The organism is Leifsonia stereocauli, assembly GCF_038432415.1.
In the GTDB taxonomy this organism is placed as follows: domain Bacteria; phylum Actinomycetota; class Actinomycetes; order Actinomycetales; family Microbacteriaceae; genus Orlajensenia; species Orlajensenia stereocauli.
On record NZ_JBCAUN010000001.1, the window covers coordinates 779,211 to 804,045 of the forward strand.

The following is a 24,835-nucleotide window of genomic DNA, read 5'->3' on the forward strand; positions in this document are numbered from 1 at the left end:
GGGTGGCGGAGGAGGAGCGGAGCGTGCGTCGACGCAATCGGATGCTGACCGGTGCGGCACTCGCCGTCGGTGCGGTCGTGGCGCTCAGCGCCTGCACCCCTGCGGCTCCGATTCCCTCGCCGACGACCGCGATGCCCACCGCGTCGTCCACGCCAACGCCCACGGCCCCGGCGGTCCCCGAACTGGAGCCGGGACTCTCGGCCGGCGAGAACCTCGACTACTTCGACCTCGTCAACAACGCCGTGATCGTCGCGAACGCCGCCGCCGGAGGGCGCGACTTCGTCGACGCACTCGTCGCCGGCGGGTTCGACAAGGCCGCCATGCAGGTCACTCCAGACCGAACGGCCGTCGACCTCCAGGCCGACAGCGTCCAGTGGTCCGTGCTGTTCAACGGCGAATGCCTGGTCGGACAGTACGGGCCGGCATCCGGTGGCTACCACAGCGAGGTCGCCGCCCCCTCTGGTCAGGGAGCCTGTCTGCTGGGAGAGACGCGCCCCATAGACTGGTAGGCGCTATGGCCGATTACATTTACTCGATGGTCCGCGCCCGCAAGGCCGTGGGCGACAAGCTCATCCTCGACGACGTCACGATGGCGTTCATCCCCGGCGCCAAGATCGGCGTCGTGGGTCCGAACGGTGCCGGAAAGTCCACGATCCTCAAGATCATGGCCGGACTCGACACGCCGTCCAACGGCGAGGCCAAACTGACGCCGGGCTATTCCGTCGGCATCCTGATGCAGGAGCCGGTTCTCGACGAGACCAAGACGGTGCTCGAGAACGTGCAGGAGGGTGTCGGCCCGATCAAGGCGAAGGTCGACCGTTTCAACGAGATCTCCCTCGCGATGGCCGAGCCCGATGCCGACTTCGATGCCCTGCTCGCCGAGATGGGCACCCTGCAGGAGGAGATCGACCACGCCGACGCCTGGGACCTCGACTCCCAGCTCGAGCAGGCCATGGACGCGCTCCGTTGCCCGCCGGGCGACGAGATGATCGGCCACCTCTCCGGTGGTGAGAAGCGTCGTGTCGCACTCTGCAAGCTGCTGCTGCAGAAGCCGGATCTGCTGCTCCTCGACGAGCCCACTAACCACCTCGACGCCGAGAGCGTGCTCTGGCTCGAACAGCACCTCTCCAAGTACCCCGGTGCAGTGCTCGCCGTGACTCACGACAGGTACTTCCTCGACCACGTGGCCGAGTGGATCGCCGAGGTCGACCGCGGTCGTCTCTACCCCTACGAGGGCAACTACTCCACCTACCTCGAGAAGAAGCAGGAGCGTCTCGCCGTCCAGGGCAAGAAGGACGCGAAGCTCTCCAAGCGCCTCTCCGAGGAGCTCGACTGGGTGCGCTCCAACGCGAAGGGCCGCCAGGCCAAGTCGAAGGCCCGTCTCGCCCGCTACGAGGAGATGGCGGCCGAGGCCGAACGCACGAAGAAGCTCGACTTCGAGGAGATCCAGATTCCGCCGGGACCGCGTCTCGGCGCGATCGTGCTCGAGGTCAAGAACCTGAAGAAGGGCTTCGGCGACCGCACGCTCATCGACGGGCTCAGCTTCTCTCTTCCGCGCAACGGCATCGTCGGCATCATCGGTCCGAACGGTGTGGGAAAGACCACGCTGTTCAAGACCATCGTCGGCCTCGAGCCGGCGGATGCCGGTGAGGTCAAGGTCGGCGAGACCGTCTCGATCTCCTACGTCGACCAGACCCGCGGCGGTATCGACCCGAAGAAGACCCTGTTCGAGGTCGTCTCCGACGGTCTCGACTACATCCAGGTCGGCAAGATGGAAGTGCCGTCGCGCGCTTACGTCGGAACCTTCGGCTTCAAGGGACCCGACCAGCAGAAGCCTGCCGGCGTGCTCTCCGGTGGTGAGCGCAACCGCCTGAACCTGGCGCTCACGCTCAAGCAGGGCGGCAACCTCCTGCTCCTCGACGAGCCCACCAACGACCTCGACGTCGAGACCCTGTCGAGCCTCGAGAACGCCCTGCTCGAATTCCCCGGGTGCGCCGTGGTGATCACCCACGACCGGTGGTTCCTCGACCGCATCGCGACGCACATCCTCGCGTACGAGGGAACCGAGGACGACCCGGGCAACTGGTACTGGTTCGAGGGCAACTTCGAGTCGTACGAGCAGAACAAGATCGAGCGACTCGGGGCCGACGCCGCGAAGCCGCACAGCTCGACCTATCGCAAGCTCACCCGCGACTGAGCGGTCGGTTCGACCTGTGAGGCTCAACGTCCCGATCCGGCTGCGCTGGAGCGACCTCGACGCCTACGCCCACGTCAACAACGCCTCGATGCTGCGCCTTCTCGAGGAGGCGCGCATCCAGGCGTTCTGGGAGACGGACGAGGCCGTCGACGGCGACACCGCCGTCGGCGCCTCGACCGCCGTGCTCGACGGTCGCCCGGGTGCTGAGACCCTCACGATCATCGCCCGCCAAGAGGTCGAGTACCTCGCGCAGGTGCCCTACCAACGGTTGCCGCTCGACGTCCGGCTCTGGATCGGGCGCATGGGCGGCGCGAGCCTCGAGGTCTGCTACGAGGTGTGGTCGCCCGTCGGCGTCGAGCCGGGGGTGCTCTACGCCCGGGCGGCGACGACGATCGTGCTGGTGGATGCCGCATCCGGTCGCCCACGACGCATCAGCGATCACGAGCGGGCGTCGTGGACTCCCTATCTCGACGAGCCAGTGGCGTTCACGAAGCGCAACCCTGCCCGCTGAATTCCGCGGGCGCACAAGCGCAGCGACGACGGCGAGCGGCTACTCCTCGAGCGGTGTGTCGCTGAACGAGCCCTCCCAGACCGCGCGCGATCCGGACTCGCCGATGATCACCGTCGTGATGATGCCGGCCGGCACCACGACGACGGCCGCGACGGCGAGCACGATCGCGACGATGCGCCGCACCAGGGGCGACGGGGCATCATCGGCGGCCCGCTTCTCGACCACGCGGTACCAGACATGCACGACGATGGAGAGCACCGCCAGCGCGATGGTCCACGGCAGCAGGGTGTCGCCGAGATCGGTGTGCTCCTGGATCAGCGGCGAGTCGGGCAGGCGATCCTTCAGCCATTCGCCCGCCTCCTTCGCCACGAAGACGAGTACCGCAGCGATCACACCGAGGATGGGCGTCACGAGTCCGAACCAGCGCCTCGCCCGTCGCCAGACCGCCGCCAGAAGCACCACGATCGCGGCGACGGGTACCACGATGACGACGGCGTGCACGATGAGGATGTGCAGCGGGAGTCCGTTGATCGAGTAGTCCATGATGTCGGATGCCACTGCTCACGCCGACGCGAGCACTGCGTCGCCGTCGACGGTGATCGTGAGCTTCGCGAGACCTGTCAGCGCCTTGCTGCCCGGGAACGGCTCACCGGTCGCGGCATCGAACCGCGACTGGTGGCAGGGGCAGTCGAACTCGGTCACCGCGGCGGCCACCACGCACTGCTGGTGCGTGCAGATGGCGCTGAAGCCCACCACCTCACCGGCTGTCGGTTGCGCCAGCACGATCGGGTCGGCGCCGAGCTTCGCGTCGATCGACCCGCCGACGGGGATGTCGGCGAGCTTCGCGACCTCGGTTCCGGATGCGGCTCCGCTGTCGGGAGCGGCCGAGGACGAGCTCGACGGTGCCTGAGTGGCGGCATCCGTCGTCGGGGAATCGGCAGGCGTGGAACTCGTATCGGTGCCCGGAGTGCACGCTGCGAGGGCGATGGCGCTCGCGCCGGCTCCGCTGATGACGAGTGCTGCTCGGCGCGTGATGATCTTCTGCTCGGTCATGGTGCGGGTCGATCCTCTCGATGGGTGCTGGATGAAGCCGGAGTAGCTTTGCAGTTCTGGAGGGAAGACGGTTCTACAGGGAACACGGCGCAGCATCGCGAAAGGTTCAACCGAGCTTTCCGGGAGTACGACTGAACCGAAGACGTGCGCCATTCGTGTTAACGATGGAGGTGCTCTCGTGAGCGATGACCGGGCCGAGGCTCTGCGCGTCATCCAGGACGAGCACGCGCCGGCGCTCTGGCGCTACGTCGTGCGACTGACCGGCGACAGGGCACTGGCCGATGACATCGTCCAGGAGGTCATGCTGCGGGCCTGGCGGCGCCCGGAGATCCTCGACCAGTCCGAGAGCTCGGCACGCGCCTGGCTGTTCACGGTGACCCGCAATCTCGTGATCGACGACAGGAGGAGCGCCAGGGTGCAGCAGGAGTTCGCCATGCACGACGTTCCCGAGGTGATGGAGGCCGATGCGACGGATGCCGCCCTCGATCGCTGGCTCATCGCCGACGCCCTCGGCGAGCTGAGCCACGACCATCGTGCCGTGCTCGTGACCGTCTACTACGGCGGACGATCGGTGGCCGAGGCAGCCGACGAGCTCGGCGTTCCCAGCGGGACCGTCAAGTCGCGGCTGCACTACGCCCTGCGCGCACTGCGCCTCGCCCTGCAGGAACGCGGGGTGACCGGACGATGAGCGCGACCACGGATGCCTTCTCGGACTGGGACGCCGCCTACGTGCTGGGGGCGCTGAGCTCGCGCGAGCGTCTCGACTACGAGGACCACCTCTCGACCTGTCCGCGTTGCAGTGCTGCCGTGGCCGAGGTCTCCGGTGTGCCCGGGCTGCTGTCGCGGGTGTCGATCGAGGAGATCCCGGATGCCGCAGACGTCGAGCCTGGGCAGCGGGCGTCTGCGCCACTGTCGCCGCTCGAACCGCGTCCGGTACCTGTCGCGGCACCGAGCGCGCTCCGCGACGCAGCTGCGCCGCGTCCCCGCCGCCGCCGGACCCGCATCGTCGTGGCAGCAGCGCTCGGCGTGGCGGCCGTGACCGTCGCTCTGGTGCTCTCGATCGGCGGGGTGGCGAGCCCGCCGGCGGCGCAGGCCGAGACCGTGCACCTCGACAGCACCGGCCAGACCGCCCTGAGTGCCGACGTCAGGGTGGTGGGGGAGGCGTGGGGAACCGCCTTGTCGACGCATTGCCGATACAAGAACGGCGGCGACAGCGGCGGCGGATACGACCGGCACGGCGACGGCGACAGCGGCAGCGGCGGCGGTTCCGCGGCATCCGATCGCTACGGCCTCTACGTGACGGACGACGCGGGAGACTCGCGCCTGGTCTCGAGTTGGAGCGCAGCCCCGGGCACCGACGTGCGCGCCGACGGCTCGACCGACGTGCCCATCGACCGCATCACCATGGTCGACATCCGCGCCCTGGGCTCCGACGACGTGCTGCTGCAGGCCGAGCTCGAGCACTGACCCGGGCTGTGGGCAGGTATCGCGCGCCGATGGCGAGGCGGTCCCCTCATGGCATCCTCACAGCGCCGTCACAGGCTGAGTGCCCCCGAGCCATACCCTGCCCATATCCCCGGCAGGGCTGGTGCCTAAGCTCGCCGCCTAGAACTGAGGCATGAGCCAGAAAGAGACGCCAGAGCCGTCGGCCCCGCACGCCCCAAGCGAAGCGAGGAGCCGCCATCCACGACGGGTCATCGTCGCGTCTGCGGCCGTGGTGGCACTCGCCATGGGAGGCGGTTCGGCATGGGCCCTCGACAGGTTCGTGATCCCGCACGTGGCCATTGCGAATGTGTCGGAGTACGAAGCAGAGCAGTCGGCAGGGACCGGAACGGCATCCGAAGCCGACGCGACCGGCGCGACCGGCGTGACCGGCGCCACCGACGACGACACCACTGATGCCTCGGCCGTCGTCACAGACACCTCGCTCAGCTCCGACTCGGCCGACATCAGCATCTCGACAGTGACGACGGGCTCAGGCGATGCCACCGTGACGTACTACGTCGCCGACGTGTCGCTGACGGATGCCACCACCCTGCGCTCGGCCTTCGCACAGGACAGCTACGGCGAGAACATCACCGAGACCACCTCCGACATCGCCGGAGACAACGCGGCGATCTTCGCGATCAACGGCGACTACTACGGTTTCCGCGACACCGGGATCGTCATCCGCAACGGTGTGGTCTACCGCGACGCCGGTACTCGTGAGGGACTGGCCTTCTACCGCGATGGGACCGTGAAGGTCTACGACGAGACGGCCACCTCAGCAGACGAGCTCGTGGCCGACGGGGTCTGGAACACGCTCTCCTTCGGTCCTGCGATCGTCGAGGGCGGGGAGACCGTGGCCGGGATCGAAGACGTCGAGGTCGACACGAACTTCGGCAATCACTCGATCCAGGGCGAGCAGCCGCGCACGGCCATCGGCGTGATCGACGAGAACCACCTCGTCTTCGTGGTCGTCGACGGCCGCAGCCCCGGCTACAGCGCCGGGGTGACGATGACCGGGCTCGCCCAGATCATGGAGGGCCTCGGGGCGACGACCGCCTACAACATCGACGGCGGCGGTTCCTCCACCATGTACTTCGACGGCCAGCTGGTGAACGACCCGCTCGGCACGGGTGAGGAACGCGGCACCAGCGACATCCTCTACATCGCGAACCCGGCGGCATGACGTGATCGTGCTCATCCCGGCCTACCAGCCCGATGCGAAGCTCATCGCGCTCGTCCGCGCGATGAGGGCGGAGCGGAAGGCGGCGTCGGTCGTCGTGGTCGACGACGGCAGTGGCGACTCCCACTCGGCGGTCTTCGCCACCGTCGCTGCTCTGGGGGCGGAGGTCATCGGTTGGCGTCGCAACCGTGGAAAGGGCCAGGCCCTCAAGGCCGGATTCGCGTATGTGCTCGAGGAGCATCCCGGCGTCGCCGTGGTGACGGCGGATGCCGACGGCCAGCACACAGTCGTCGACATTCTGCGTGTCGCCGATGCACTCGAGGAACGCGCAGTCGACGGCACGGCCGACGATGACGCCCGCCCGGCGATCGTGCTCGGCGGACGCCGCTTCACGGGTACCGTGCCGCGGCGCAGTCGCGCCGGAAACGCGGCTGCCCGCGGGGCCTTCAGGCTGGCGACGGGGCAGACCGTGCACGACACCCAGACCGGCTTGCGCGGATACCCCGCGGCCACCCTGCGTTGGCTGCTCGGCGTGCGCGGTGACAGGTTCGAGTACGAACTCACTGTGCTGATCCGCGCCGCGAGCGAGGGGCTGCACATCCGGGAGATTCCGATCGACACCGTGTATCTCGACAACAACGCCTCGTCGCACTTCCGGCCCGTCGTCGACACTGCGCGGGTGCTGTTGCCGTTCCTGGCGTTCGCCGCCTCGTCGCTCGGGGCCGCTGTCGTCGACACCGTCGGGTTGCTGGTCCTGTTCGCCCTCACGGGGTCCCTGCCCAGCGCCGCGGTCGGGGCTCGGCTGGCCAGCGCGAGCGTGAACTTCGCCGTCAACCGGCATCTCGTCTTCCGGTCGACGCGGCCGACCGGCATCCGGAGATCAGCCCTGCGCTATGCGGCACTCGCGGTGGCACTGTTGGCCACGAGCTACGTCTGGCTCGCGGTCCTCACGGGCGCCGGCATGCCGTTGCTCCCGGCGAAGCTGCTCACCGACGGTGTGCTCTATCTCGTCGGCTTCCAGGTGCAGCGCCGTTTCGTCTTCGGGCGACGAGCCACGGATGCGGCTCGCGTGCCGGAGGCTTCAGCGGGCGTCGGGGACCCGGATCATGCCCTCCTGGGCGACGCTGGCCAGCAGCACGCCATCGGCGCTGAAGATGCTTCCGCGCGCCAGGCCCCGACCGCCTGAGGCGCTGGGGGAGTCCTGCACGTAGAGCATCCACTCGTCGACGCGGCCCGATCGATGCCACCACATGGCGTGATCGAGGCTAGCCACCCTCAGTCCCCGCATGGCCCACGGAACTCCGTGGCGGCGCATCGGCGACTCGAGGATGGAGTAGTCGGTCGCGTAGGCCAGGGCGGCCCTGTGCAGCCTGTCGTCGTCGGGCAATGGCCCGGCCGCCTTCATCCAGACGGCCTGATGGGCTACCCGCTCGCCCTCGACGGAGAGGAAGATGGGGGACTCGACGTGGCGAACGTCGAAGGCGCGTTCTGTGGACCAGTAGCGGGCCACGTCGTGGTCGATGTGCCCGATCAGGTCTGCCGTCGTCGGCAGCGACTCGGCTGCCGGGATGTCGCCGGGCATCTCGATCTGGTGGTCGACCCCGTCATCCGGATCCTGGAACGACGCGATCATCGAGAGGATCGGCACGCCGTTCTGATAGGCCTGCGTGCGTCGGGTGGCGAAGGACCGGCCGTCGTGGATGCGGTCGACCGAGAACGTGATCGGCAGGTTGACGTCGCCCGGACGCAGGAAGTAGCCGTGCATCGAGTGCACGGCGCGGTCGTCCGGCACAGTGCGGCTGGCGGCGACGACGGACTGCGCGAGCACCTGGCCGCCGAAGACGCGACCGTGCGGCATCCACTGGCTCGGGCCGGTGAAGATGTCCTCGTTGGTGCGTGCCCCGGTATCGACCAGATCGAGCACGTCGAGCAGGCCGTCGATGGGGTTCGTCATGTCAACCTCGTGTTCGTATCGCGCGGAGTGGGGGCTCACCGATGCGAGGCGCGGCCCGTCCCTCCGGTAGTTTAGAGGGCAGATGAGCCAGTCAATCCTTCTCACCGACCGCCCGAGCGTCGGCGATCTCACCACGTACCTGTCCCGAGCCTCTCGCGTGGAGGACGGCTCCGTGCGCCTGATCGCAGGCTCCGGCGTGCTCGCCGTCTACACCGCGATCCTCTACCCGCGCGGCCTCCTCGACGAGACGCCGACGGTGCTCGGCCTGCGCACCTTCGCCCTGGCCGACACGAGCTCCTTCGACGCCGTCGTCCCCAGCCGGTCGCTGCTCGACCGCCTCGCGCGTGTGGAGAGTGCTGGCGGAGATGGACCGGCCGAGATCGGCGTGCCACATGAGGTCGGCAGCGTCACGTGGGCCGGCATCTCGCCGCCACGCGGTGGCTGGCACCCTCAGGGGGCGACGGATGCCGTCCACCTGGAACTCGCCGCCCACGCGGGCATCGCCGAGATCGCCGACGCCGTGCCGACGGGCACCGGGGAGCAGCTCGTGACCCGTGCTCGCGCCGAGGTCTGGGGTCGCCCGATCGACGGTCTCGAGCACGTTCCGGCAGGCGCGGCCTTCGCAGCGCTCAGCCTGGGCTTCCTGCACGCCGACGACCCGGTCAACGTCTTCGAGACGGGACCGTGGACCCGCTTGACCTCCAAGCGGGGCCACGTGCTCATCCGTCGCAAGGCGTGGTCGCTCAAGGGCTGAGCCTCGCGTAACGCGGTGGCTCAGAGCTGCGCGACCGCCCGTCCGGCCTGCCTGCCCGTGAAGAGACAACCGCCGAGGAAGGTTCCCTCGAGGGCGCGGTAGCCGTGCACTCCGCCGCCGCCGAAGCCGCTGGCCTCTCCGGCCGCATACAGGCCGGTGATCGGCGTGCCGTCGGCCGCGAGAGCCTGTCCGTCGAGGTTCGTCTGGATGCCGCCGAGGCTCTTGCGCGTCAGGATGTGCAGCTTCACCGCGATGAGCGGACCGGCAGCAGGATCGAGGATGCGGTGCGGGCTCGCCACCCTGATGAGCTTGTCGCCGCGGTACTTGCGTGCGCTCCTGAGTGCGTTGACCTGCGCGTCCTTCGAGAACTCGTTCTCGATCTCCCGGTCGCGCGCGACGATCTCGCGCTCGATGCCGGCGAAGTCGAGCTCGACATCGGGAGACAGCTTCCTCATGCCCACGAACAGCTCGGGCAGGGTGTCCGCGACCACGAAGTCGACGCCCTTCTCCTTGAACGCCTCCACCGGGCCCGGGGCACCGGCCTTGACGCGCTGCGCGAGCAGCTTGAGGTCCTTCCCGGTGAGGTCGGGGTTCTGTTCGCTGCCGGACAGCGCGAACTCCTTCTCGATGATCTTCTGGGTGAGCACGAACCAGCTGTAGTCGTGGCCCGTCGCCACGATGTGCTCCAGGGTTCCGAGCGTGTCGAAGCCCGGGAACAGGGGGCCGGGCAGGCGCTTGCCCTCTGCATCGAACCAGAGCGACGAGGGACCGGGCAGGATGCGGATGCCGTGCCTGTCCCAGACGGGCGCATAGTTCGTGATGCCCTCGGTGTAGTGCCACATGCGATCGCCGTTGACGAGGCGGGCACCGGCTTGCTCGGTGATGCCGAGCATCCGGCCGTCCACATGCGCGGGAACGCCCGAGAGCATGGTCGCGGGGGGCTCGCCGAGACGCTTCGGCCACTGCGCGCGCACCAGGTCGTGGTTGCCGCCGATGCCGCCGGAGGCGACGATGACCGCCGGAGCCTCGAACCTGAACTCGCCGATGACGTCGCGGTTGCTCGGCGCTCCTCGGTCTGCGGCATCCGGAGCCAGAACGGCGCCGTGCACTCCGACGACTGCGCCGTCCTCGACGATGAGACCGTCGACACGATGGCGGTGACGGAGGCGCACGAGGCCGGCTGCCTCACCGGCCTTCACGCGGTCGGCGAACGGCGCGACGACGCCCGGGCCCGTGCCCCAGGTGATGTGGAAGCGGGGGACCGAGTTGCCGGGGCCGACGGCGCCGTAGCCGCCGCGCTCCGCCCAGCCGACGACGGGGAACCAGCGCACCCCCATCTGGTGCAGCCAGGCGCGCTTCTCGCCGGCGGCGAAGTCGAGGTAGGCCTCGGCCCAGCGACGCCCCCACTCGTCCTCCTCGCGATCGAAGCCGGCAGATCCGAACCAGTCCTGCGCGGCGAGGTCTCGAGAGTCCTTCACTCCCATGCGGCGCTGCTCGGGCGAGTCGATGAGGAAGAGGCCGCCGAACGACCACCAGGCCTGTCCGCCGAAGGATGCGGCGGGTTCCTGCTCCACCAGGATCACCGTCTTGCCGGCGAGCACCAGTTCGGCTGCTGCGGTCAGACCGGCGAGGCCGGCTCCGACCACGATGGCGTCGGCGGGTTCAGACATGTGGCTCCTTCGTCACGGGTGATGCAGTGGGGTGGTACGGGGTGGTGCAGCGCTGGGGCTGCGGATGCCGCGGACGGTGCCCGGTGGTGCCGTCGCGTGACGTGCGGGCTCAGTCGTCGAAGGTGTTGACCATCGCGAAGGCCGCGCGTTCGAGATAATCCCACAGAGTGGCGTCGTGGAGTGGCGACAGAGCCAGAGTGTCGACGGCGTGTCGCATGTGGGCGAGCCAGCGGTCACGGGCGTCGGGGTTCACCTTGAACGGCTGGTGCCGAAGCCGCAGTCGCGGGTGGCCGCGCTGGGCGCTGTACGTGCCTGGCCCGCCCCAGTACTGCTCGAGGAAGAGGGTGAGGCGCTCCTCGGCCGGCCCGAGGTCCTCCTCGGGGTACATCGGCTTCAGGACCGGGTCGTCGGTGACGCCGATGTAGAACTCGTGCACGAGCTTCCGGAAGGTGGCGTGGCCGCCGATCTGCTCGTAGAGGGTCTCCGTGACGGGTGTGCCGTTCTCGCCGTCGCGGAGGTGCACGGCGGCCGGGGGAACGGCTGCTGCAGGCTGGGTGGGATCGGTCATGGCGTCAGCCCTCCGGCTCGTGGTTCGGGGGAGTCGGCGGTGTCTGAGGCGGCTTCTTCGCAGCCCGCACGCGGCGCGGCAGCCGGGGAGCCGTGTTCTTGCTGGGCGGGATGGTCTCGAGAGGCTTCGTACGCGGGGGCTTCGCCCCCTTGACGCTCGCTGCGCCGTCGAAGCCGCTCAGCACGATGCTGTTCAGCGACGGGAGCTTCACACCCATCGCATCGAGAGCCTTCTTCAGGCGCATCCGCAGCTCGCGCGAGACGTCATCCTTCGCCGAGGTGCGCACCTTGACGACGATCCTGATGACGACGGCCTCGGCCGAGATCGACTCCATTCCCCACAGCTCGGGCTTCTCGAGCACGCGGCTGCGCCACTTCGGCGTCGCGGCGAAGTCGAGCGCAGTGTCGAGCATCGCCTTCTCGACGGCCTCCACGTCGGCCTCGTAGGGCACGGCGAGGTCGATGATCACGCGGGCCCAGCCCTGCGACATGTTGCCGACGCGCAGGATCTCGCCGTTGCGCACGAACCACAGCGTGCCGTTGACATCCCTGATCTGCGTGATCCGGATGCCGACGGCCTCGACTATTCCCGTTGCCGGCCCGGTGTCGACGACGTCACCGACCCCGAGTTGGTCCTCCATGACCATGAAGATCCCGTTGAGCGCGTCCTTCACGATGTTCTGGGCGCCGAAACCGAGCCCGGCACCGATCGCGGCGGAGAGCAGGGCGAACGACCCGAGGATGTCGGGACTGATCGTGCTCACGATCATCAGCACGGCGACGATGAAGATCGTCACGTTGACGACGTTGCTCAGCACCGAGCCGAGCGTGCGGGTGCGCTGAACGATGCGCACTGCGGCAAGCGGCGAGGCGGCCGCTATAGCCTGCGTGTCGTCACTCGGCTGCCCCTTCTTGGCGCCGGTCACGATGCGATGCACCACCCGCTCGATGACGAAGTGCAGCACCCAGCGCAGCAACAGCGCCACGATCACGATCACGGCGACGGAGACGACCTTCGCTGTGAAGGCAGCCCAGAAGGCGGCGTCGAACGTGTCCCAGAACTCTGTCCACCAACTCATAGATGCGCCAGTCTAACGAGCGTCGGACGCGCTGATCTGGGCGTCCTCTGAACGTGCGGCGGCATCGGTGCGCTGGGCGGCGAGGGCACGCTCGAGCTCCGACACCAGTTCGCGAATGCGGCGCACGAGGGCGGGCGGCCCGTCGTTCTCGGCGAGCCAGGTGTTGGCGGCTGCAGCGACCTCCGGCGTGACGAGGGCCGACGGGAACAGCCGCACGACGATGAGTTCGGCCATTGTGTAGCTGCGCTCCGACCACACGCGCTGGAGCATCTCGAAGTACGGCTCGACGCTGGCCTCGAGCAGTGATGCCGGGCGGGAACGCCCCCACCCCGTGGCGATGGCGCGCGCCATGTCGTTGGAGAGGCTCGCGTCGGTGGCGACGCGCGTCCATGCCGCGAGCTTGCCCTCGGCGTCGGGTCGCGCGGCGCGGGCTGTGGCGGCGAACTGACGGCCCTTGGCCGTGTCGTCGGAGGCGAGAGCGTGGTCGATGTCGGCATCCGTCGCCGCACCACCGGCGGCCAACGCGATCACGAGCTCCCAGCGCAGGTCGGTGTCGATGGCCAGGCCCTCCAGCGCGACTGAGCCGTCGAGCAGACTGGCGAGGATGTCGAGGTGCGGCGCCGTTGATGCGATGCGGATGAAGCTCGTCACGAACTGGAGCTGCGCATCGGACTCGGCTTCAGCCAGCACGGTGAGGGCCCACAGTGCATCGCCGCAGTCTGCGGCCACCTGCTCGGCCGCGGCCGGTTCCACGTAGCGCCCCAGGGCGAGCTCCAGCTGCGAGAGCGCCGTGCCGCGGGCCGATGACTGGTCCTCGTGAGAGATGTTGCCGAGGACGAGCCGCACGAAGTCGCCGGCCGGCGTCTCACCGTCACGGGTCGTGTCCCAGACCGCACCCCAGATGAGGGCGCGGGCCACGGGATCCTGGAGGTCGCAGAGGTGGTCGACGGCCGTGGCCAGCGAGTCGTCGTCGAGACGGATCTTGGCGTACGTGAGGTCGTCGTCGTTGATGAGCACGAGGTCTCCGCGGGTCACGCCGACGAGTTCGGGCACGTCGGTGGTGGCGCCGTCGATGTCGACCTCCACTCTGCGCGTGCGCACGAGCGCTCCAGCGTCGTCGAGGTCGTAGAGACCGATGGCGAGGCGGTGCGGCCGCAGCGTCGGGTGATCGGCGGTGGCGGTCTGGGCGATGGCGAACGCGGTGAATCGGCCGTCGGCGTCGGTCTCGAACTCGGCCCGCAGGGCGTTGACCCCTGCAGTCTCGAGCCAGAGCCTCGACCAGTCCGTGAGCTCGCGGCCGCTCGAGACCTCGAGCTCGTCGAGCAGGTCGCGGAGCGTGGCGTTGGCGCCGCCGTGCTTGCGAAGATACATGCTGATTCCGGCATAGAACTCATCGAGGCCGACCCAGGCCACGAGCTGCTTGAGCACCGAAGCGCCCTTGTCGTAGGTGATGCCATCGAAGTTGACCTCGACGTCTTCGAGATCATTGATGGTGGCGACGATCGGATGCGTCGACGGAAGCTGGTCCTGCATGGCCGCGCGAGTCTTGTCGACGGAGGTGAACGTGGCCCAGGCATCCGTGAATTCGGTGACGGATGCCGCTGCGATGGTGCTGGTCCAGGTGGCGAACGACTCATTCAGCCAGAGGTCGTTCCACCACTTCATGGTCACGGAGTTGCCGAACCACATGTGCGAGAGCTCGTGCAGGATGACGACGGTCCGCTGCTGCCGACGGTGCTCGGAGACCTTCGATCGGAACAGGTACGACTCGTTGAAGGTGACGGCGCCGACGTTCTCCATGGCGCCCCAGTTGTATTCGGGAACGAAGATCTGGTCGTACTTGTCGTAGGGGTACTCGACCCCGTAGCTGCGCTCGTAGTAGTCGAGGCCGACACGCACGGTGTCGAACATCACAGCCGGGTCCGCGTACTGCGCGAGGGAGGCACGAGTGAACAGTCCGAGCGGGATGCTGCGGCCGCCGGGCAGTTCGGCGACATCGCGCCACACCGCATAGGGCCCCGCGATGATGGCGGCGATGTAGCTCGAGATGACGGGGCCGGCCGGGAACTCCCAGACGGCGGTGCCGTCGGCGACACCGGCATCCGGTAGCGGCGTCGGTGCGTTGCTCAGTACCTGCCAGTCGTCGGGAGCCGTGATGGTGAACTGGAACGTGGCCTTGAGGTCCGGCTGGTCGAAGACCGCGAACACCCGGTTCGCCTCGGCCACGGCGAACTCCGTGTAGAGGTACACGGCGTCGTCGACGGGGTCGACGAAGCGGTGCAGGCCCTCGCCGGTGTTCGTGTAAGCGGCATCCGACACCACTCGCAGAACGTTCTCGGCCTGCAGATTCTCGAGACGGATGCGCGTGCCATCGCCCAGCTCGACCGGCAGCGCGACGCCGTTGAGTTCGATCGCATGGATGACCCGGGTGGAGGCCTCGATGAAGGTCGATGCACCCGGCGTGGCGTCGAAGCGCACGTGCGTCTCGCTTCCGAACACATCCGGTCCGCGGGTCAGGTCGAGAGCGACCGTGTAGTCGTGCACACGCACGACGGAGGCTCGCTCCTCGGCTTCGGTGCGGGTCAGGTTCGCAGCGGGCAAGGGCGTGCCTCCGTCGGTGTGGTGCTGGTGCTGGTGGTGGTTCTCGTGCAGGTGATGTGGTGGAACTGCGCCTGATCGGCCGGCTTCTCAGCAGACGGTGATCAGCCGGTCAGTGGGATCAGTCGGTGAGAGCGTCTCGCGCCTGGGCGGCCAGGGCACGTTCGACTCCCGCGAGGTTCTCGATCACCAGGCGACGCAGCGCCGGCACCCCGGGGTTCGCGTCGAGCCAGGCGCGCGTCGCATCGACGAGCTCCTGGTTCGCGAGCCCGGAGGGGTAGAGCCCCTCGACCAGCAACTCGGCGATCGCGTAGCTGCGGTCCTCCCAGACGCGGCCGATCATCTCGAAGTACTGCGGCACGAATCGCTCGAGCAGGCTGGTGTCGTCGGCGCGCTGGAAGCCGAGGCCCGTGGTGCGCACGATGGTGTTCGGCGCCGTGTCCACCTCGACGAGGGAGTTCCAGGCGGCCTGCTTGGCCTCGGCGGTGGGGATCGCGGCCCGAGCGTGGGCAGCCGACTGGGCGCCTGTCGCCGTGTTGTCCTCGGTGAGGCGGGCGTCGATGTCGCTCTCGTCGGCCCGGCCTGCCGCCACGAGTGCGATCAGCAGTTCCCAGCCCAGGTCGGTGTCGATGTCGAGACCCTCGAGCGTGGACTCTCCGGTGAAGAGGGACTCGAGCTCGCCGACGTGCGACGACGACTCGGCGATCGACGCGAAGTACTTCACGAACTGGAACTGCGCGTCGCTGCCGGCCTCCGCCTGCTGCGCCAGCGACCAGAAGGTGTCCGCCAGGGCGGTGACGGTCTCGGGGCGGTGGCTCGGGTCGGTGTAGGCAGAGGCGGCGAGTACGGCCTGGCCGAGCACGATGCGCAACGTCGTCGACTCGGTCTCCGAGGCGATGTTGCCGAGGACCAGACGCACGAAGTCACTCGCCGATACCTCGGCGTCACGGGTGGAATCCCAGACCGATGCCCACACCAGTGAGCGTGCCAGCGGGTTCTCGAAGGCGTGCAGGTGCTCGAGGGCGACGGCGAGCGACGCCTCGTCGAGGCGGATCTTCGCGTAGGCGAGGTCGTCGTCGTTGAGCAGCACGAGGTCTGGTCGGGTGAGCCCGACCAGCTCGGCGACCTCGGTGCGGGCGCCGTCGACGTCGAGCTCGACGCGGTGGGTGCGCACCAGCTTCTCGTCCTGGAGCGAGTAGAAGCCGATGGCGAGACGGTGCGGGCGGATGGTCGGGTAGGCCTCGATGGCGGTCTGCTCGACGGCGAACGCCGTGATGGTGCCTGCGGCATCCGTCTCGATGTCTGCGCGAAGCGTGTTGACGCCGGCGGTCTCGAGCCACAGCTTCGCCCAGCCGGACAGGTCGCGGCCGCTGGCGGTCTCGAGCTCGGCGAGCAGGTCGGCGAGGGTGGTGTTACCCCATTGGTGCTTCTTGAAGTAGGCGGCGACGCCGGTGAAGAACGCGTCGATGCCCACCCAGGCGACCAGCTGCTTGAGCACCGATCCGCCCTTGGCGTAAGTGATGCCGTCGAAGTTGACCAGCACGTCCTCGAGGTCGTTGATGGTTGCGACGATCGGGTGGGTCGACGGCAGCTGGTCCTGACGGTAGGCCCAGCTCTTCTCCATGGAGTTGAAGGTGGTCCAGGCCTCGTGCCACTCGGTGGCCTCGGCCGTGGCGATGGTCGATGCCCACTCCGCGAACGACTCGTTCAGCCAGAGGTCGTTCCACCACTTCATGGTGACGAGGTCGCCGAACCACATGTGGGCGAGCTCGTGCAGGATCGTGACGACGCGACGCTCCTTGATGGCATCCGTCACCTTCGACCGGAACACGTAGACCTCGGTGAAGGTCACGGCTCCGGCGTTCTCCATGGCACCGGCGTTGAACTCGGGCACGAAGAGCTGGTCGTACTTCGTGAACGGGTAGGCGTAGTCGAACTTCTCCTCGAAGTAGGCGAAACCCTGGCGGGTCTTCTCGAAGATGTAGTCGGCGTCGAGGAACTCGGCGAGGCTCTTGCGGCTGAAGATGCCGAGCGGGATGGTTCGGCCGTCGCGGCTCGTGAGGTCGCTCCGCACCACGGAGTACGGGCCGGCGACGAGGGCGGTGATGTAGCTCGAGATGCGGTGGGTGGGCTCGAAAGCCCACGTCCTGGCGTCGGCCGATGCATCGCCGGATGCCGCCGTCGGCTCGGGCGTCGGGGAGTTGGACACGACCTCCCAGTGGGCCGGCGCCGTGACCGTGAAGCGGAAGGTGGCCTTGAGATCGGGCTGCTCGAACACCGCGAACATGCGGCGGGAGTCTGGGACCTCGAACTGGCTGTAGAGGTAGACCTCGCCGTCGACGGGGTCGACGAAGCGGTGCAGGCCCTCGCCGGTGTTCGTGTAGATGGCATCGGCCACGATGGTGAGCTCGTTCTCGGCACCGAGGCCGTCGAGCTGGATGCGCACGCCGTCGCTGACGGCGACGGGATCCAGGGCGGTGCCGTTGAGCGTGACAGCGTGCACGGTGCGCGTAATGGCGTCGATGAAGGTGGATGCGCCCTCGGTCGCGGTGAAGCGCACAGTGGTCTCGCTGCGGAACGTCTCATCACCCGTCGTCAGATCGAGGGTGACGTCGTAGCTGTCGACGGCGACGATGCCGGCGCGCTCCTCGGCTTCGATACGGGTGAGGTTCTCTCCGGGCAACGGTGCCTCCTGCGGCGTGAGGGGAGTGGGTGGATCGGATCGTGTCCGAGTATCCAGCGTAGTCGCCGCGGCTCCTGCGATCAGCGAGTCGTGATCGACACGATGGCCATCACGAAGGCCGGGATGGCGAGGACGGTCAGCACGCCGAGGAAGATCCGTCCCGTCACGATTCCGGCACGCGAGCTGAGGATGCCGATCGTCCACGGCAGCGCGCGGGGGAGAAGGAACGCACCCACCGCGACGATCGCGAGAGCGGCTCCGAGCGGGACGTACACGACGGCTGCCGCCAGCGGTAGTCCAGCGCCCCAGTTCCGTCGAGACAGGAGCGGGAGCGCTTCGCTGCAGCGTCCGGCGATCGCGACCACGACGGTGCCGTGGAGAACGGCGAGTACCGAGAACAGGGCGACGGCTAGCCACCCGGGTCCCACGATGTCGAAGTCGACGTTGTCGGCACGGAGCGGATCGGAGAACGGCGCGATCGTCACGAGCAGCAGCAGCCCGAACGCCGGACCGCGCCTCCGGCCGCGAGGAAGCCAGGGATGAACGATGAAGTAGATGACGGTCGAGCCGAGACCGAAAGGGATTCCGGCGAAGAGGAGATAGGCGAGCGTGCCGATCGGGGTGACGTCACCCACGACCTCGGACGCCTCGGTGAGTCGCCCGATGGCCTCCGGCGAGGTCGCGGCGAGCGCGCGCATGATCAGGCGGCCTCCGGCGCCCGAGGCGACGATGCCCGAGCCGATGCCGGTCACGGTGAGGAGCGTGGCCCACCAGGCATAGAGACGAAGGCCGGCGAGGTGCCGACGAGCCCATGGTTGTCCGGCATTCGGAATCGGCTGCGGGGGCAGCCTGATCTCACGCCCACCCCAGATGACGGCCATGGCCAGCCCGACCGCGACCGCTGCGGAACAGAGGACGATGATGATCAGCACGCGGATTCCGTCGCTGCGCCCGATCGGGCGGCGATGCCCACATTCTCCACCCGATCACCGGGCCGCGCAGCAGGTCAATCCGATCCGGTCGCGCATGACGGGCCGCTGGACCTCACCAGTCGGAGCGCTTGTAGTCCTTCAGGAACACACCGGTGAGGTCTTCGCCTGCCTCGCCGCGCACGATCGGGTCGTAGACACGGGCAGCGCCGTCGACCAGGTCGAGCGGGGCGTGGAAGCCCTCCTCGGCGAGCCGCACCTTGGTCGGGTGGGGGCGCTCATCCGTGATCCAGCCGGTGTCGACGCTGGTCATGAGGATGCCATCGGAGAGCATCTCCTTGGCGCTGGTGCGGGTGAGCATGTTGAGCGCAGCCTTGGCCATGTTGGTGTGCGGATGCCCTGGGCCCTTGTACCCGCGACCGAAGACGCCCTCCATCGCAGACACGTTCACGATGTAGGTGCGCCTGGCCTCGCTCGCGGCGAGTGACGGACGCAGGCGGCTGACCAGGATGAAGGGTGCCGTGGTGTTGCAGAGCTGCACCTCGAGCATCTCGAGCGGGTCGACGTCTTCGACGTTCGCCACCCAGCTGTTGGTGTGGTGCAGGTCCGGCACGAGTCCACCGGCGTCGATGGCCGTGCGATCTGCGAGCTTCGCGAGGGAGCTGGAGCCCGGCGCGAGCGCGAGTGCGGTGAGGTCGTCGGCGGTCATCGTTCCGGCGAACAGGCCGGAGGAGAGGATCGGATGACTCGCCACGGAATCAGCAAGGGCGAGCGGATGCGCGTCGTTGGTGTGGCCGAAGCTCACGATCTCGGGCAACGGGCCGTCGGGAAGCGGCGAGGCCTCGGCGTCGACCAGGGGCGAGTACGCGCCGGGGGAGCGACGCACGGTCTGGGCGGCGTTGTTGATGAGGATGTCGAGGGGACCCTGTGCCGCCACGTCGTCCGCGAGCGCGATGACCTGGGCGGGGTCACGCAGGTCGATGCCGACGATGCGCACGCGGTGCAGCCAGTCGGCCGAGTCGGGCATGGCGGCGAAACGACGGGCGGCGTCGCGGGGGAAGCGCGTCGTGATGGTGGTGTGGGCGCCGTCGCGCAACAGGCGCAGCGCGATGTACATGCCGATCTTCGCCCGACCACCGGTGAGCAGCGCGCGCTTCCCCGTGAGGTCGGTGCGGGCGTCGCGCTTGGCGTGGCTCATCGCCGCGCAGCTCGGGCAGAGCTGGTGGTAGAAGGAGTCGACGAGGGTGTAGCGCTCCTTGCAGATGTAGCAGGGGCGCGCGACCTGGAGTTCGCCGGCGGTGCGGGCGTCGGTTCCGCTCACCAGGTCGGCCCCCCGGGTCTCGTCGTCGATCCGGGTGGGTGCGCCCGTCGCGGTCGCCGCGATGACCTGGCGGTCGGCGTCGGCGATGACGCGGCGCTTCTCCGCGCGGCGGGTCACCTTCACCGACTTGAACATCTTGGCGGTTGCACGGCGCACGGCGTCGAAGTCGGGATCGTTCTCGTCGAGGTCGCTCAGGGCGGCGAGGACGCGGAGGGTCGTCTCGAGTTCCGCCGGGTCGATCTGCGGCGCGAAATCAGGGGACGAGGGGTCGGAGGGCATCCGGGGATTCTATCCCGGGGCGGCCGGGAGAATGCTGCGCGCGCCCGAAGTGCGCCGGCGGCGTCATGCGCCATCCGGCGTCAATACACTGGATCCCATGCGCATCCACATCGCCACCGATCACGCCGGTCTGGACTTCAGCGAGCACCTCCAGTCCCATCTCGCGGCGGCCGGTCACGAGGTCGTCGACCATGGGCCGACCAGCTACGACGCGCTCGACGACTACCCGTCGTTCTGCATCAACGCCGCCATCGCCGTCGCGCGCGACCAGCGCGCGGGCATCGAGACTCTCGGCGTGGTGTTCGGCGGGTCGGGCAACGGCGAGCAGATCGCGGCGAACAAGGTCGACGGCATCCGTGCCGCACTGGTCTGGAACCTCAGCACCGCCGTGCTCGCACGCCAGCACAACGACGCCAACGTGATCTCCATCGGCGCGCGCCAGCACACTGTGGAAGAGGCGACGAGCTTCATCGACGCCTTCATCGCCGAGCCGTTCTCGGGCGAGGAGCGGCATGCTCGCCGCATCGCGCAGCTGGCCGAGTTCGAGGCGACCGGAGTGATCGCCGGCAAGTACGTGTCCGCGCAGAACGACGCCTCGGCCGACGTCCATGCTGACGTCGAGACCCCTGACCTCAGGGCGTAGCGCCGATGCCCGAGGGCCATTCCGTTCATCGCATCACGCGGCAGTTCGCCCGCAACTACCTCGGCAAGCGGGTCGCGGTCTCGAGTCCGCAGGGACGGTTCGCCGCGGATGCCGCACTGATCAGCGGGCACGCCATGGTCGACGCCCGCGCTGTGGGCAAGCAGATGTTCCTCGAGTTCGACAACGGTCTCTGGTTGCGCGTCCATCTCGGAATGTACGGGGCGTGGGACTTCGCCGGCGAGATCAAGATGGACGCGACAATCGCATCCGCCAACGGACGAATGGGCCAGACGAACCAGCGCGGCACCATCCTCGACTCGGCCGGCGAGAACTCGCTGCACTCGATCGGAGCCCCGCGTCGGACCCGTGTGCGCATGGCGGAGTCTGAGAAGCCGGGCGAAGTCACTGACGCCTTCCCGCCCGAGCCCGTCGGCCAGGTGCGGGCCCGCCTGCTCACCGACACTGTCTGCGCCGATCTGCGCGGCCCGACGGCGTGCGAGGTCGTCGACGCGGCCCGGGTGGCCGAGGTGATCGCCAAGCTCGGCCCCGACCCGCTCAATGACGACGAGGTCGAGTCCGAAGAGCGGTTCACGGCGACGGTTCGCCGGAAGCCGACGCCCATCGCGCTGCTGCTCATGGACCAGTCGGTCGTGAGCGGTATCGGCAACGTCTACCGCGCCGAGATGCTGTTCCGAGCACGGGTGAACCCGCATACGCCGGGCAGGCTCGTGCCAGACGAGACCGTGCGCGGCCTCTGGCGCGACTGGGTGCACCTGCTGCGCATCGGCGTGGAGACCGGCCAGATGATGACCATGGACGGACTCGACGGCGACTCGTATCGCAACGCCATGGCCAACCGCGCCGACAGGCACTGGGTCTACAAGCGCGAGGGCCTGCCGTGTCGGGTCTGCGGAACGAACATCGTGCTCGAGGAGATGGCCGCCCGCAAGCTGTACTGGTGCCCGCGATGCCAAGCATGAGCACGGCCGAGCAGGGGAGCGGGCCGGGCGTGACCGTCGATGGAGGACCAGCATGAGACAGAACCCCAGCTTCCTCCTGGCGAGCGACGAGGGCGTGAAGCGACTCATCCGCGAGAATCCGTGGGTCACGATCGTCTCTCGAACGGATGCCGGGGAACTCGTCGCATCGCACTATCCGATCGTGCTCCGCGAGGACCTCGACGGCATCGTCATCGAGAGCCACGTCGGGCGTCCCGACGAATTGCTTCACGAGCTCGGCCGCCATGAGGTGCTCATCGTGGTGCAGGGTCCGCACGGCTACATCTCCCCGGGCTGGTATGACGGCAGCCCGGCGGTTCCGACCTGGAACTTCGTCGTCGCGCACCTGCACGGCACCCCCGAGATCCTCTCCGACGCCGAGAACCTGCAGGTGCTCGAGCGTCTCGTCGATCACTTCGAGGACAGGATGCCCGAGCCGTTCCGCATGAACAGAACGCTGGAGAACACGGCCTACGCCGAGCGCATCGTGGTTGGCACCGTCGGCTTCCGTATGAGGGTCGACCGGTTCGTCGCGAAGGACAAGATGAGCCAGAATCGCCCGGCCGCAACAGTCGACCGCATCATCGACGAGCTCGAGAACGGGTCGGTGTACACCAGCCGCGAGCTCGCCCGTGAGATGCGCCGCGCCCGCGGGGAGAACGTATGACCCTGGTGCTCGCCGGCGGTCGCATCATCGGAACCGAGACCGCCGTCGACATCGTGGTCGAGCACGGTGCGATCGTCGCCATCGTGCCTGCCGGTGCAGCAGTGACGGATGCCGCTGACCGCATCGAGCTCGACGGCCGCGTCGTCCTCCCCGGTCTCTGGGACAACCACGTGCACTTTACCCAGTGGGCTCTGACCTCCCGCCGCCTCGACCTGTCCACCGCAGCCTCCGCCGACGAGGTGGTGGCTCTCGTCGGCGAGCGCATCGCCGCCGGTGCGACAGAGGTCGTGGGCTTCGGCTTCCGCGACGGACTGTGGCCCGAGCCGCCGACGGCCGCGCTGCTCGATGCCGTGGCGGCATCCGTACCGGTGGTACTCGTCAGCGGTGACCTGCACAGCGTCTGGCTCGATTCCGCCGCCCTCGTGCTGCACGGATTCGACGGCCACCCCACGGGGCTGCTGCGCGAGGACGACGCCTTCGTCGTCGTGCGCGCGCTCGACGACGTTGCCGACGATGTGCTCGACGGCTGGGCTCGGGAGGCCGCGTCCGCTGCCGCCCGACGTGGCGTCGTCGGCATCGTCGACCTCGAGATGACCTGGAACCGCGACGTCTGGGTGCGGCGCATCTCGGGCGGGCTCACGGGCCTGCGAGTGGAGTTCGGCGTGTATCGCCAGCACCTCGGGGACGCAGCGGCCGCAGGCCTGCGCACCGGTGACGTCGTGCCGGGCAGCGATGGGCTGCTACGGGTCGGGCCGTTCAAGGTCATCACTGACGGCTCCCTCAACACCCGCACGGCGTACTGTTTCGATCCGTACCCGGGCCTCGACGGCGACGACGCCCTCGGGCTGCTCACGGTAGGCCCCGAGGAGCTCGTGCCGCTGCTCGAAACCGCTCGCGACGCAGGCCTGCGGCCCGCCGTGCACGCCATCGGCGACCACGCCAATGCGCTCGCCCTCGATGCCCTGGAGGCCGTCGGCGTCGCCGGCTCCATCGAGCACGCCCAGTTGCTGAGCACGACGGATGTCGCGCGCTTCGCGCCCCTCGGCGTCACGGCGAGCGTGCAACCCGAGCACGCTATGGACGACCGCGACGTGGCCGAGCGCTATTGGGCCGGACGCACCGGGCGCGCCTTCATGCTGCGCAGCCTGCTCGATTCGGGCGCCACCCTCGCCCTCGGCTCCGACGCTCCTGTCGCCCCGCTCGACCCGTGGGTGACCATCGCCGCCGCCGTCGGCCGCGCTCGCGACGGACGCGAGCCGTGGCATCCGGAGCAGTCGATCACCGTGGCTGAGGCTGTCGCAGCCTCGACGCGCAGCACCGTCGAGGTCGGCCAGCCAGCCGACCTCGTGATCGTCGACGCCGACCCGACCACGTCATCCGTCGACACCATCCGCACGTTCCCTGTATCCGCCACGCTCCTCGCCGGCCGCTTCACGCACCGCGCGCTCTGAGGCCCGCTCACCGCCGGACGCCGGGCTCGCTTCCGAACTGCTCTCACCCGCTCCGGTGTCGCAGTGCGCTTCGGGCGGTCGCTTCGCTTGGCCCTCTGCGGGCGGGAGTGGAGTTCCGCTCGCTGAGGGCCGGACGGAGTCCGCGCCCGAAGCGTCTCCTGTGTCGCAGTGCGCTTCGGGCGGTCGCTTCGCTTGGCCCTCCGCGGGCGGGAGTGGGGAGTTCCGCTCGCTGAGGGCCGGACGGAGTCCGCGCCCGAAGCGCTCCGGCTGCTAGATCTCCATCCCGGCAACGACCTTCACACCGGGACCGTGCTCGATAAGCCATTCCTTGCGCTCGTGATTCCAGCCCTGGACCATCTTCTCCCGCGCGAACGCCTCGCCGATGCGGGCGTACTCCTCGTAGTAACGCACTCTGATCGGCCGCCGGCGAGCGGTGTACTTCGCACCATCGCCTTCTCGATGCTGAGCGACGCGTGCGCGGAGATGGGTCGTGCTGCCGGTGTAGAACGTGCCGTCCCGGCATTCGAGGATGTACATGAAGGCCATGCCGCCGATTGTCTCCGTCTGCTCATGACGAGTCAGCCGGATCGACAGATCTGTGCACTTTCGTCGCCTTCTCGCGGCTGTGAACGCGCTTCGGCCGCGACTACGTCGGGCCTCAGCGAGCGGGTTCTGGGGATCGGCTCGCTGAGGGCCGGAAGCAGTCCGCGCTCGAAGCGCTGCTGGGCACTCGATGCGCTTCGGCCGCGACTACGTCGGACCTCAGCGAGCGGGTGGCAGTAGGGGGATAACCCCACCCCGAGTCCGGATGCC

The 24,835-nt window shown here is 68.6% G+C and carries 23 protein-coding genes; 12 read left to right on the forward strand and 11 right to left on the reverse strand.

The window, feature by feature from the left end; all coding sequences use genetic code 11:
* Positions 1 to 23 precede the first annotated feature (23 nt).
* The 3 genes from AADV74_RS03860 to AADV74_RS03870 are packed head-to-tail and all read left to right on the forward strand — an operon-like array spanning position 24 to position 2,708.
* Positions 24 to 509, forward strand: coding sequence for a DUF6993 domain-containing protein (locus AADV74_RS03860; protein ID WP_342112010.1), 486 nt, complete (start codon positions 24 to 26; stop codon positions 507 to 509).
* A gap of 5 nt (positions 510 to 514) precedes the next feature.
* Positions 515 to 2,197, forward strand: coding sequence for an energy-dependent translational throttle protein EttA (ettA, locus tag AADV74_RS03865; RefSeq protein ID WP_056162357.1), 1,683 nt, complete (start codon positions 515 to 517; stop codon positions 2,195 to 2,197).
* Positions 2,198 to 2,213: 16 nt separating this feature from the next.
* The gene (locus AADV74_RS03870; RefSeq protein WP_342112015.1) at positions 2,214 to 2,708 is read left to right on the forward strand and encodes an acyl-CoA thioesterase; all 495 of its coding nucleotides are present in this window, start codon (positions 2,214 to 2,216) and stop codon (positions 2,706 to 2,708) included.
* A gap of 39 nt (positions 2,709 to 2,747) precedes the next feature.
* Here the strand turns inward: AADV74_RS03870 and AADV74_RS03875 are convergent, their stop codons facing one another.
* Positions 2,748 to 3,266: a hypothetical protein gene (locus AADV74_RS03875; protein WP_342112017.1), complete on the reverse strand. Its 519-nt coding sequence runs from the start codon at positions 3,264 to 3,266 to the stop codon at positions 2,748 to 2,750.
* A 3-nt stretch (positions 3,267 to 3,269) separates the two neighbouring features.
* Positions 3,270 to 3,761, reverse strand: coding sequence for a Rieske (2Fe-2S) protein (locus AADV74_RS03880; RefSeq protein WP_342112019.1), 492 nt, complete (start codon positions 3,759 to 3,761; stop codon positions 3,270 to 3,272).
* A 178-nt stretch (positions 3,762 to 3,939) separates the two neighbouring features.
* Here AADV74_RS03880 and AADV74_RS03885 point away from each other — a divergent pair, with 178 nt between their 5' ends.
* The 4 genes from AADV74_RS03885 (at position 3,940) to AADV74_RS03900 (ending at position 7,615) form a co-directional block, all read left to right on the forward strand.
* Positions 3,940 to 4,449 carry a sigma-70 family RNA polymerase sigma factor gene (locus AADV74_RS03885; RefSeq protein WP_342112020.1) on the forward strand — a complete coding sequence of 170 codons (510 nt, stop codon included), beginning with the start codon at positions 3,940 to 3,942 and terminating at the stop codon, positions 4,447 to 4,449.
* Positions 4,446 to 5,228 (forward strand): anti-sigma factor family protein, encoded by a 783-nt coding sequence (locus tag AADV74_RS03890; RefSeq protein ID WP_342112022.1) that lies wholly within the window; start codon positions 4,446 to 4,448, stop codon positions 5,226 to 5,228. The genes AADV74_RS03885 and AADV74_RS03890 overlap by 4 nt, the downstream gene beginning before the upstream one ends.
* 151 nt (positions 5,229 to 5,379) lie before the next feature.
* The gene (locus AADV74_RS03895) at positions 5,380 to 6,432 is read left to right on the forward strand and encodes a phosphodiester glycosidase family protein (protein ID WP_425287244.1); all 1,053 of its coding nucleotides are present in this window, start codon (positions 5,380 to 5,382) and stop codon (positions 6,430 to 6,432) included.
* Between the two features lies 1 nt (position 6,433).
* Positions 6,434 to 7,615, forward strand: a complete 1,182-nt coding sequence (locus tag AADV74_RS03900; protein WP_342112024.1) for a GtrA family protein — start codon at positions 6,434 to 6,436, stop codon at positions 7,613 to 7,615.
* Here AADV74_RS03900 and AADV74_RS03905 read toward each other — a convergent pair.
* Positions 7,511 to 8,383 carry an acyl-CoA thioesterase gene (locus tag AADV74_RS03905; protein WP_342112026.1) on the reverse strand — a complete coding sequence of 291 codons (873 nt, stop codon included), beginning with the start codon at positions 8,381 to 8,383 and terminating at the stop codon, positions 7,511 to 7,513. The two genes, AADV74_RS03900 and AADV74_RS03905, sit on opposite strands and share 105 nt — an antisense overlap.
* 82 nt (positions 8,384 to 8,465) lie before the next feature.
* Here AADV74_RS03905 and AADV74_RS03910 point away from each other — a divergent pair, with 82 nt between their 5' ends.
* A complete protein-coding gene (locus AADV74_RS03910; protein ID WP_342112028.1) occupies positions 8,466 to 9,137 on the forward strand; it encodes a DUF8185 domain-containing protein in 672 nt (223 codons plus the stop codon).
* A 20-nt stretch (positions 9,138 to 9,157) separates the two neighbouring features.
* Here the strand turns inward: AADV74_RS03910 and AADV74_RS03915 are convergent, their stop codons facing one another.
* The 7 genes from AADV74_RS03915 to AADV74_RS03945 all read right to left on the reverse strand — a co-directional run bounded on the left by AADV74_RS03915 (position 9,158) and on the right by AADV74_RS03945 (position 20,263).
* On the reverse strand, positions 9,158 to 10,807 hold the full coding sequence (locus AADV74_RS03915; protein WP_342112030.1) for an FAD-binding dehydrogenase: 1,650 nt from the start codon (positions 10,805 to 10,807) through the stop codon (positions 9,158 to 9,160).
* Between the two features lie 109 nt (positions 10,808 to 10,916).
* The gene (locus AADV74_RS03920; RefSeq protein ID WP_342112032.1) at positions 10,917 to 11,375 is read right to left on the reverse strand and encodes a globin; all 459 of its coding nucleotides are present in this window, start codon (positions 11,373 to 11,375) and stop codon (positions 10,917 to 10,919) included.
* 4 nt (positions 11,376 to 11,379) lie between these two features.
* The gene (locus tag AADV74_RS03925; RefSeq protein ID WP_342112034.1) at positions 11,380 to 12,453 is read right to left on the reverse strand and encodes a mechanosensitive ion channel family protein; all 1,074 of its coding nucleotides are present in this window, start codon (positions 12,451 to 12,453) and stop codon (positions 11,380 to 11,382) included.
* Positions 12,454 to 12,465: 12 nt separating this feature from the next.
* Complete coding sequence (gene pepN, locus AADV74_RS03930) at positions 12,466 to 15,054, reverse strand: aminopeptidase N (RefSeq protein ID WP_342112036.1); 2,589 nt, start codon at positions 15,052 to 15,054, stop codon at positions 12,466 to 12,468.
* Positions 15,055 to 15,172: 118 nt separating this feature from the next.
* Positions 15,173 to 17,734 (reverse strand): aminopeptidase N, encoded by a 2,562-nt coding sequence (gene pepN, locus AADV74_RS03935; protein ID WP_342112038.1) that lies wholly within the window; start codon positions 17,732 to 17,734, stop codon positions 15,173 to 15,175.
* Between the two features lie 80 nt (positions 17,735 to 17,814).
* Entirely contained in the window at positions 17,815 to 18,666 is an 852-nt protein-coding gene (locus AADV74_RS03940) for a hypothetical protein (protein WP_342112040.1), read from the reverse strand.
* A gap of 112 nt (positions 18,667 to 18,778) precedes the next feature.
* On the reverse strand, positions 18,779 to 20,263 hold the full coding sequence (locus AADV74_RS03945; protein ID WP_342112042.1) for an SDR family NAD(P)-dependent oxidoreductase: 1,485 nt from the start codon (positions 20,261 to 20,263) through the stop codon (positions 18,779 to 18,781).
* 97 nt (positions 20,264 to 20,360) lie between these two features.
* Between AADV74_RS03945 and AADV74_RS03950 the strand changes: the two genes are divergently transcribed.
* From AADV74_RS03950 to AADV74_RS03965, 4 genes are read left to right on the forward strand one after another with little or no spacing between them, the layout of a single operon-like run.
* The gene (locus AADV74_RS03950) at positions 20,361 to 20,906 is read left to right on the forward strand and encodes a ribose-5-phosphate isomerase (RefSeq protein ID WP_342112044.1); all 546 of its coding nucleotides are present in this window, start codon (positions 20,361 to 20,363) and stop codon (positions 20,904 to 20,906) included.
* Between the two features lie 5 nt (positions 20,907 to 20,911).
* Positions 20,912 to 21,886, forward strand: a complete 975-nt coding sequence (locus AADV74_RS03955) for an Fpg/Nei family DNA glycosylase (RefSeq protein WP_342112045.1) — start codon at positions 20,912 to 20,914, stop codon at positions 21,884 to 21,886.
* Between the two features lie 52 nt (positions 21,887 to 21,938).
* The gene (locus AADV74_RS03960; protein ID WP_342112047.1) at positions 21,939 to 22,571 is read left to right on the forward strand and encodes an FMN-binding negative transcriptional regulator; all 633 of its coding nucleotides are present in this window, start codon (positions 21,939 to 21,941) and stop codon (positions 22,569 to 22,571) included.
* Entirely contained in the window at positions 22,568 to 24,022 is a 1,455-nt protein-coding gene (locus tag AADV74_RS03965) for an amidohydrolase (protein ID WP_342112048.1), read from the forward strand. Before AADV74_RS03960 ends, AADV74_RS03965 begins: the two co-directional genes overlap by 4 nt.
* A 270-nt stretch (positions 24,023 to 24,292) precedes the next feature.
* On the opposite strand, the gene AADV74_RS03970 is transcribed toward AADV74_RS03965, so the two are convergent.
* A complete protein-coding gene (locus AADV74_RS03970) occupies positions 24,293 to 24,568 on the reverse strand; it encodes a GIY-YIG nuclease family protein (RefSeq protein WP_342112051.1) in 276 nt (91 codons plus the stop codon).
* Positions 24,569 to 24,835: the final 267 nt, after the last annotated feature.

What these genes read in the sequence shown, in the direction of transcription:
- AADV74_RS03880 (WP_342112019.1), bottom strand. Translation starts at nt 3,761, where the DNA reads ATGACCGAGCAGAAGATCATCACGCGCCGAGCAGCACTCGTCATCAGC.
- AADV74_RS03950 (WP_342112044.1), top strand. Translation starts at nt 20,361, where the DNA reads ATGCGCATCCACATCGCCACCGATCACGCCGGTCTGGACTTCAGCGAG.
- AADV74_RS03970 (WP_342112051.1), bottom strand. Translation starts at nt 24,568, where the DNA reads ATGGCCTTCATGTACATCCTCGAATGCCGGGACGGCACGTTCTACACC.
- AADV74_RS03925 (WP_342112034.1), bottom strand. Translation starts at nt 12,453, where the DNA reads ATGAGTTGGTGGACAGAGTTCTGGGACACGTTCGACGCCGCCTTCTGG.
- ettA (WP_056162357.1), top strand. Translation starts at nt 515, where the DNA reads ATGGCCGATTACATTTACTCGATGGTCCGCGCCCGCAAGGCCGTGGGC.
- AADV74_RS03965 (WP_342112048.1), top strand. Translation starts at nt 22,568, where the DNA reads ATGACCCTGGTGCTCGCCGGCGGTCGCATCATCGGAACCGAGACCGCC.
- AADV74_RS03905 (WP_342112026.1), bottom strand. Translation starts at nt 8,383, where the DNA reads ATGACGAACCCCATCGACGGCCTGCTCGACGTGCTCGATCTGGTCGAT.
- AADV74_RS03895 (WP_425287244.1), top strand. Translation starts at nt 5,380, where the DNA reads ATGAGCCAGAAAGAGACGCCAGAGCCGTCGGCCCCGCACGCCCCAAGC.
- AADV74_RS03915 (WP_342112030.1), bottom strand. Translation starts at nt 10,807, where the DNA reads ATGTCTGAACCCGCCGACGCCATCGTGGTCGGAGCCGGCCTCGCCGGT.
- AADV74_RS03955 (WP_342112045.1), top strand. Translation starts at nt 20,912, where the DNA reads ATGCCCGAGGGCCATTCCGTTCATCGCATCACGCGGCAGTTCGCCCGC.
- AADV74_RS03960 (WP_342112047.1), top strand. Translation starts at nt 21,939, where the DNA reads ATGAGACAGAACCCCAGCTTCCTCCTGGCGAGCGACGAGGGCGTGAAG.
- AADV74_RS03945 (WP_342112042.1), bottom strand. Translation starts at nt 20,263, where the DNA reads ATGCCCTCCGACCCCTCGTCCCCTGATTTCGCGCCGCAGATCGACCCG.
- AADV74_RS03910 (WP_342112028.1), top strand. Translation starts at nt 8,466, where the DNA reads ATGAGCCAGTCAATCCTTCTCACCGACCGCCCGAGCGTCGGCGATCTC.
- AADV74_RS03920 (WP_342112032.1), bottom strand. Translation starts at nt 11,375, where the DNA reads ATGACCGATCCCACCCAGCCTGCAGCAGCCGTTCCCCCGGCCGCCGTG.
- AADV74_RS03890 (WP_342112022.1), top strand. Translation starts at nt 4,446, where the DNA reads ATGAGCGCGACCACGGATGCCTTCTCGGACTGGGACGCCGCCTACGTG.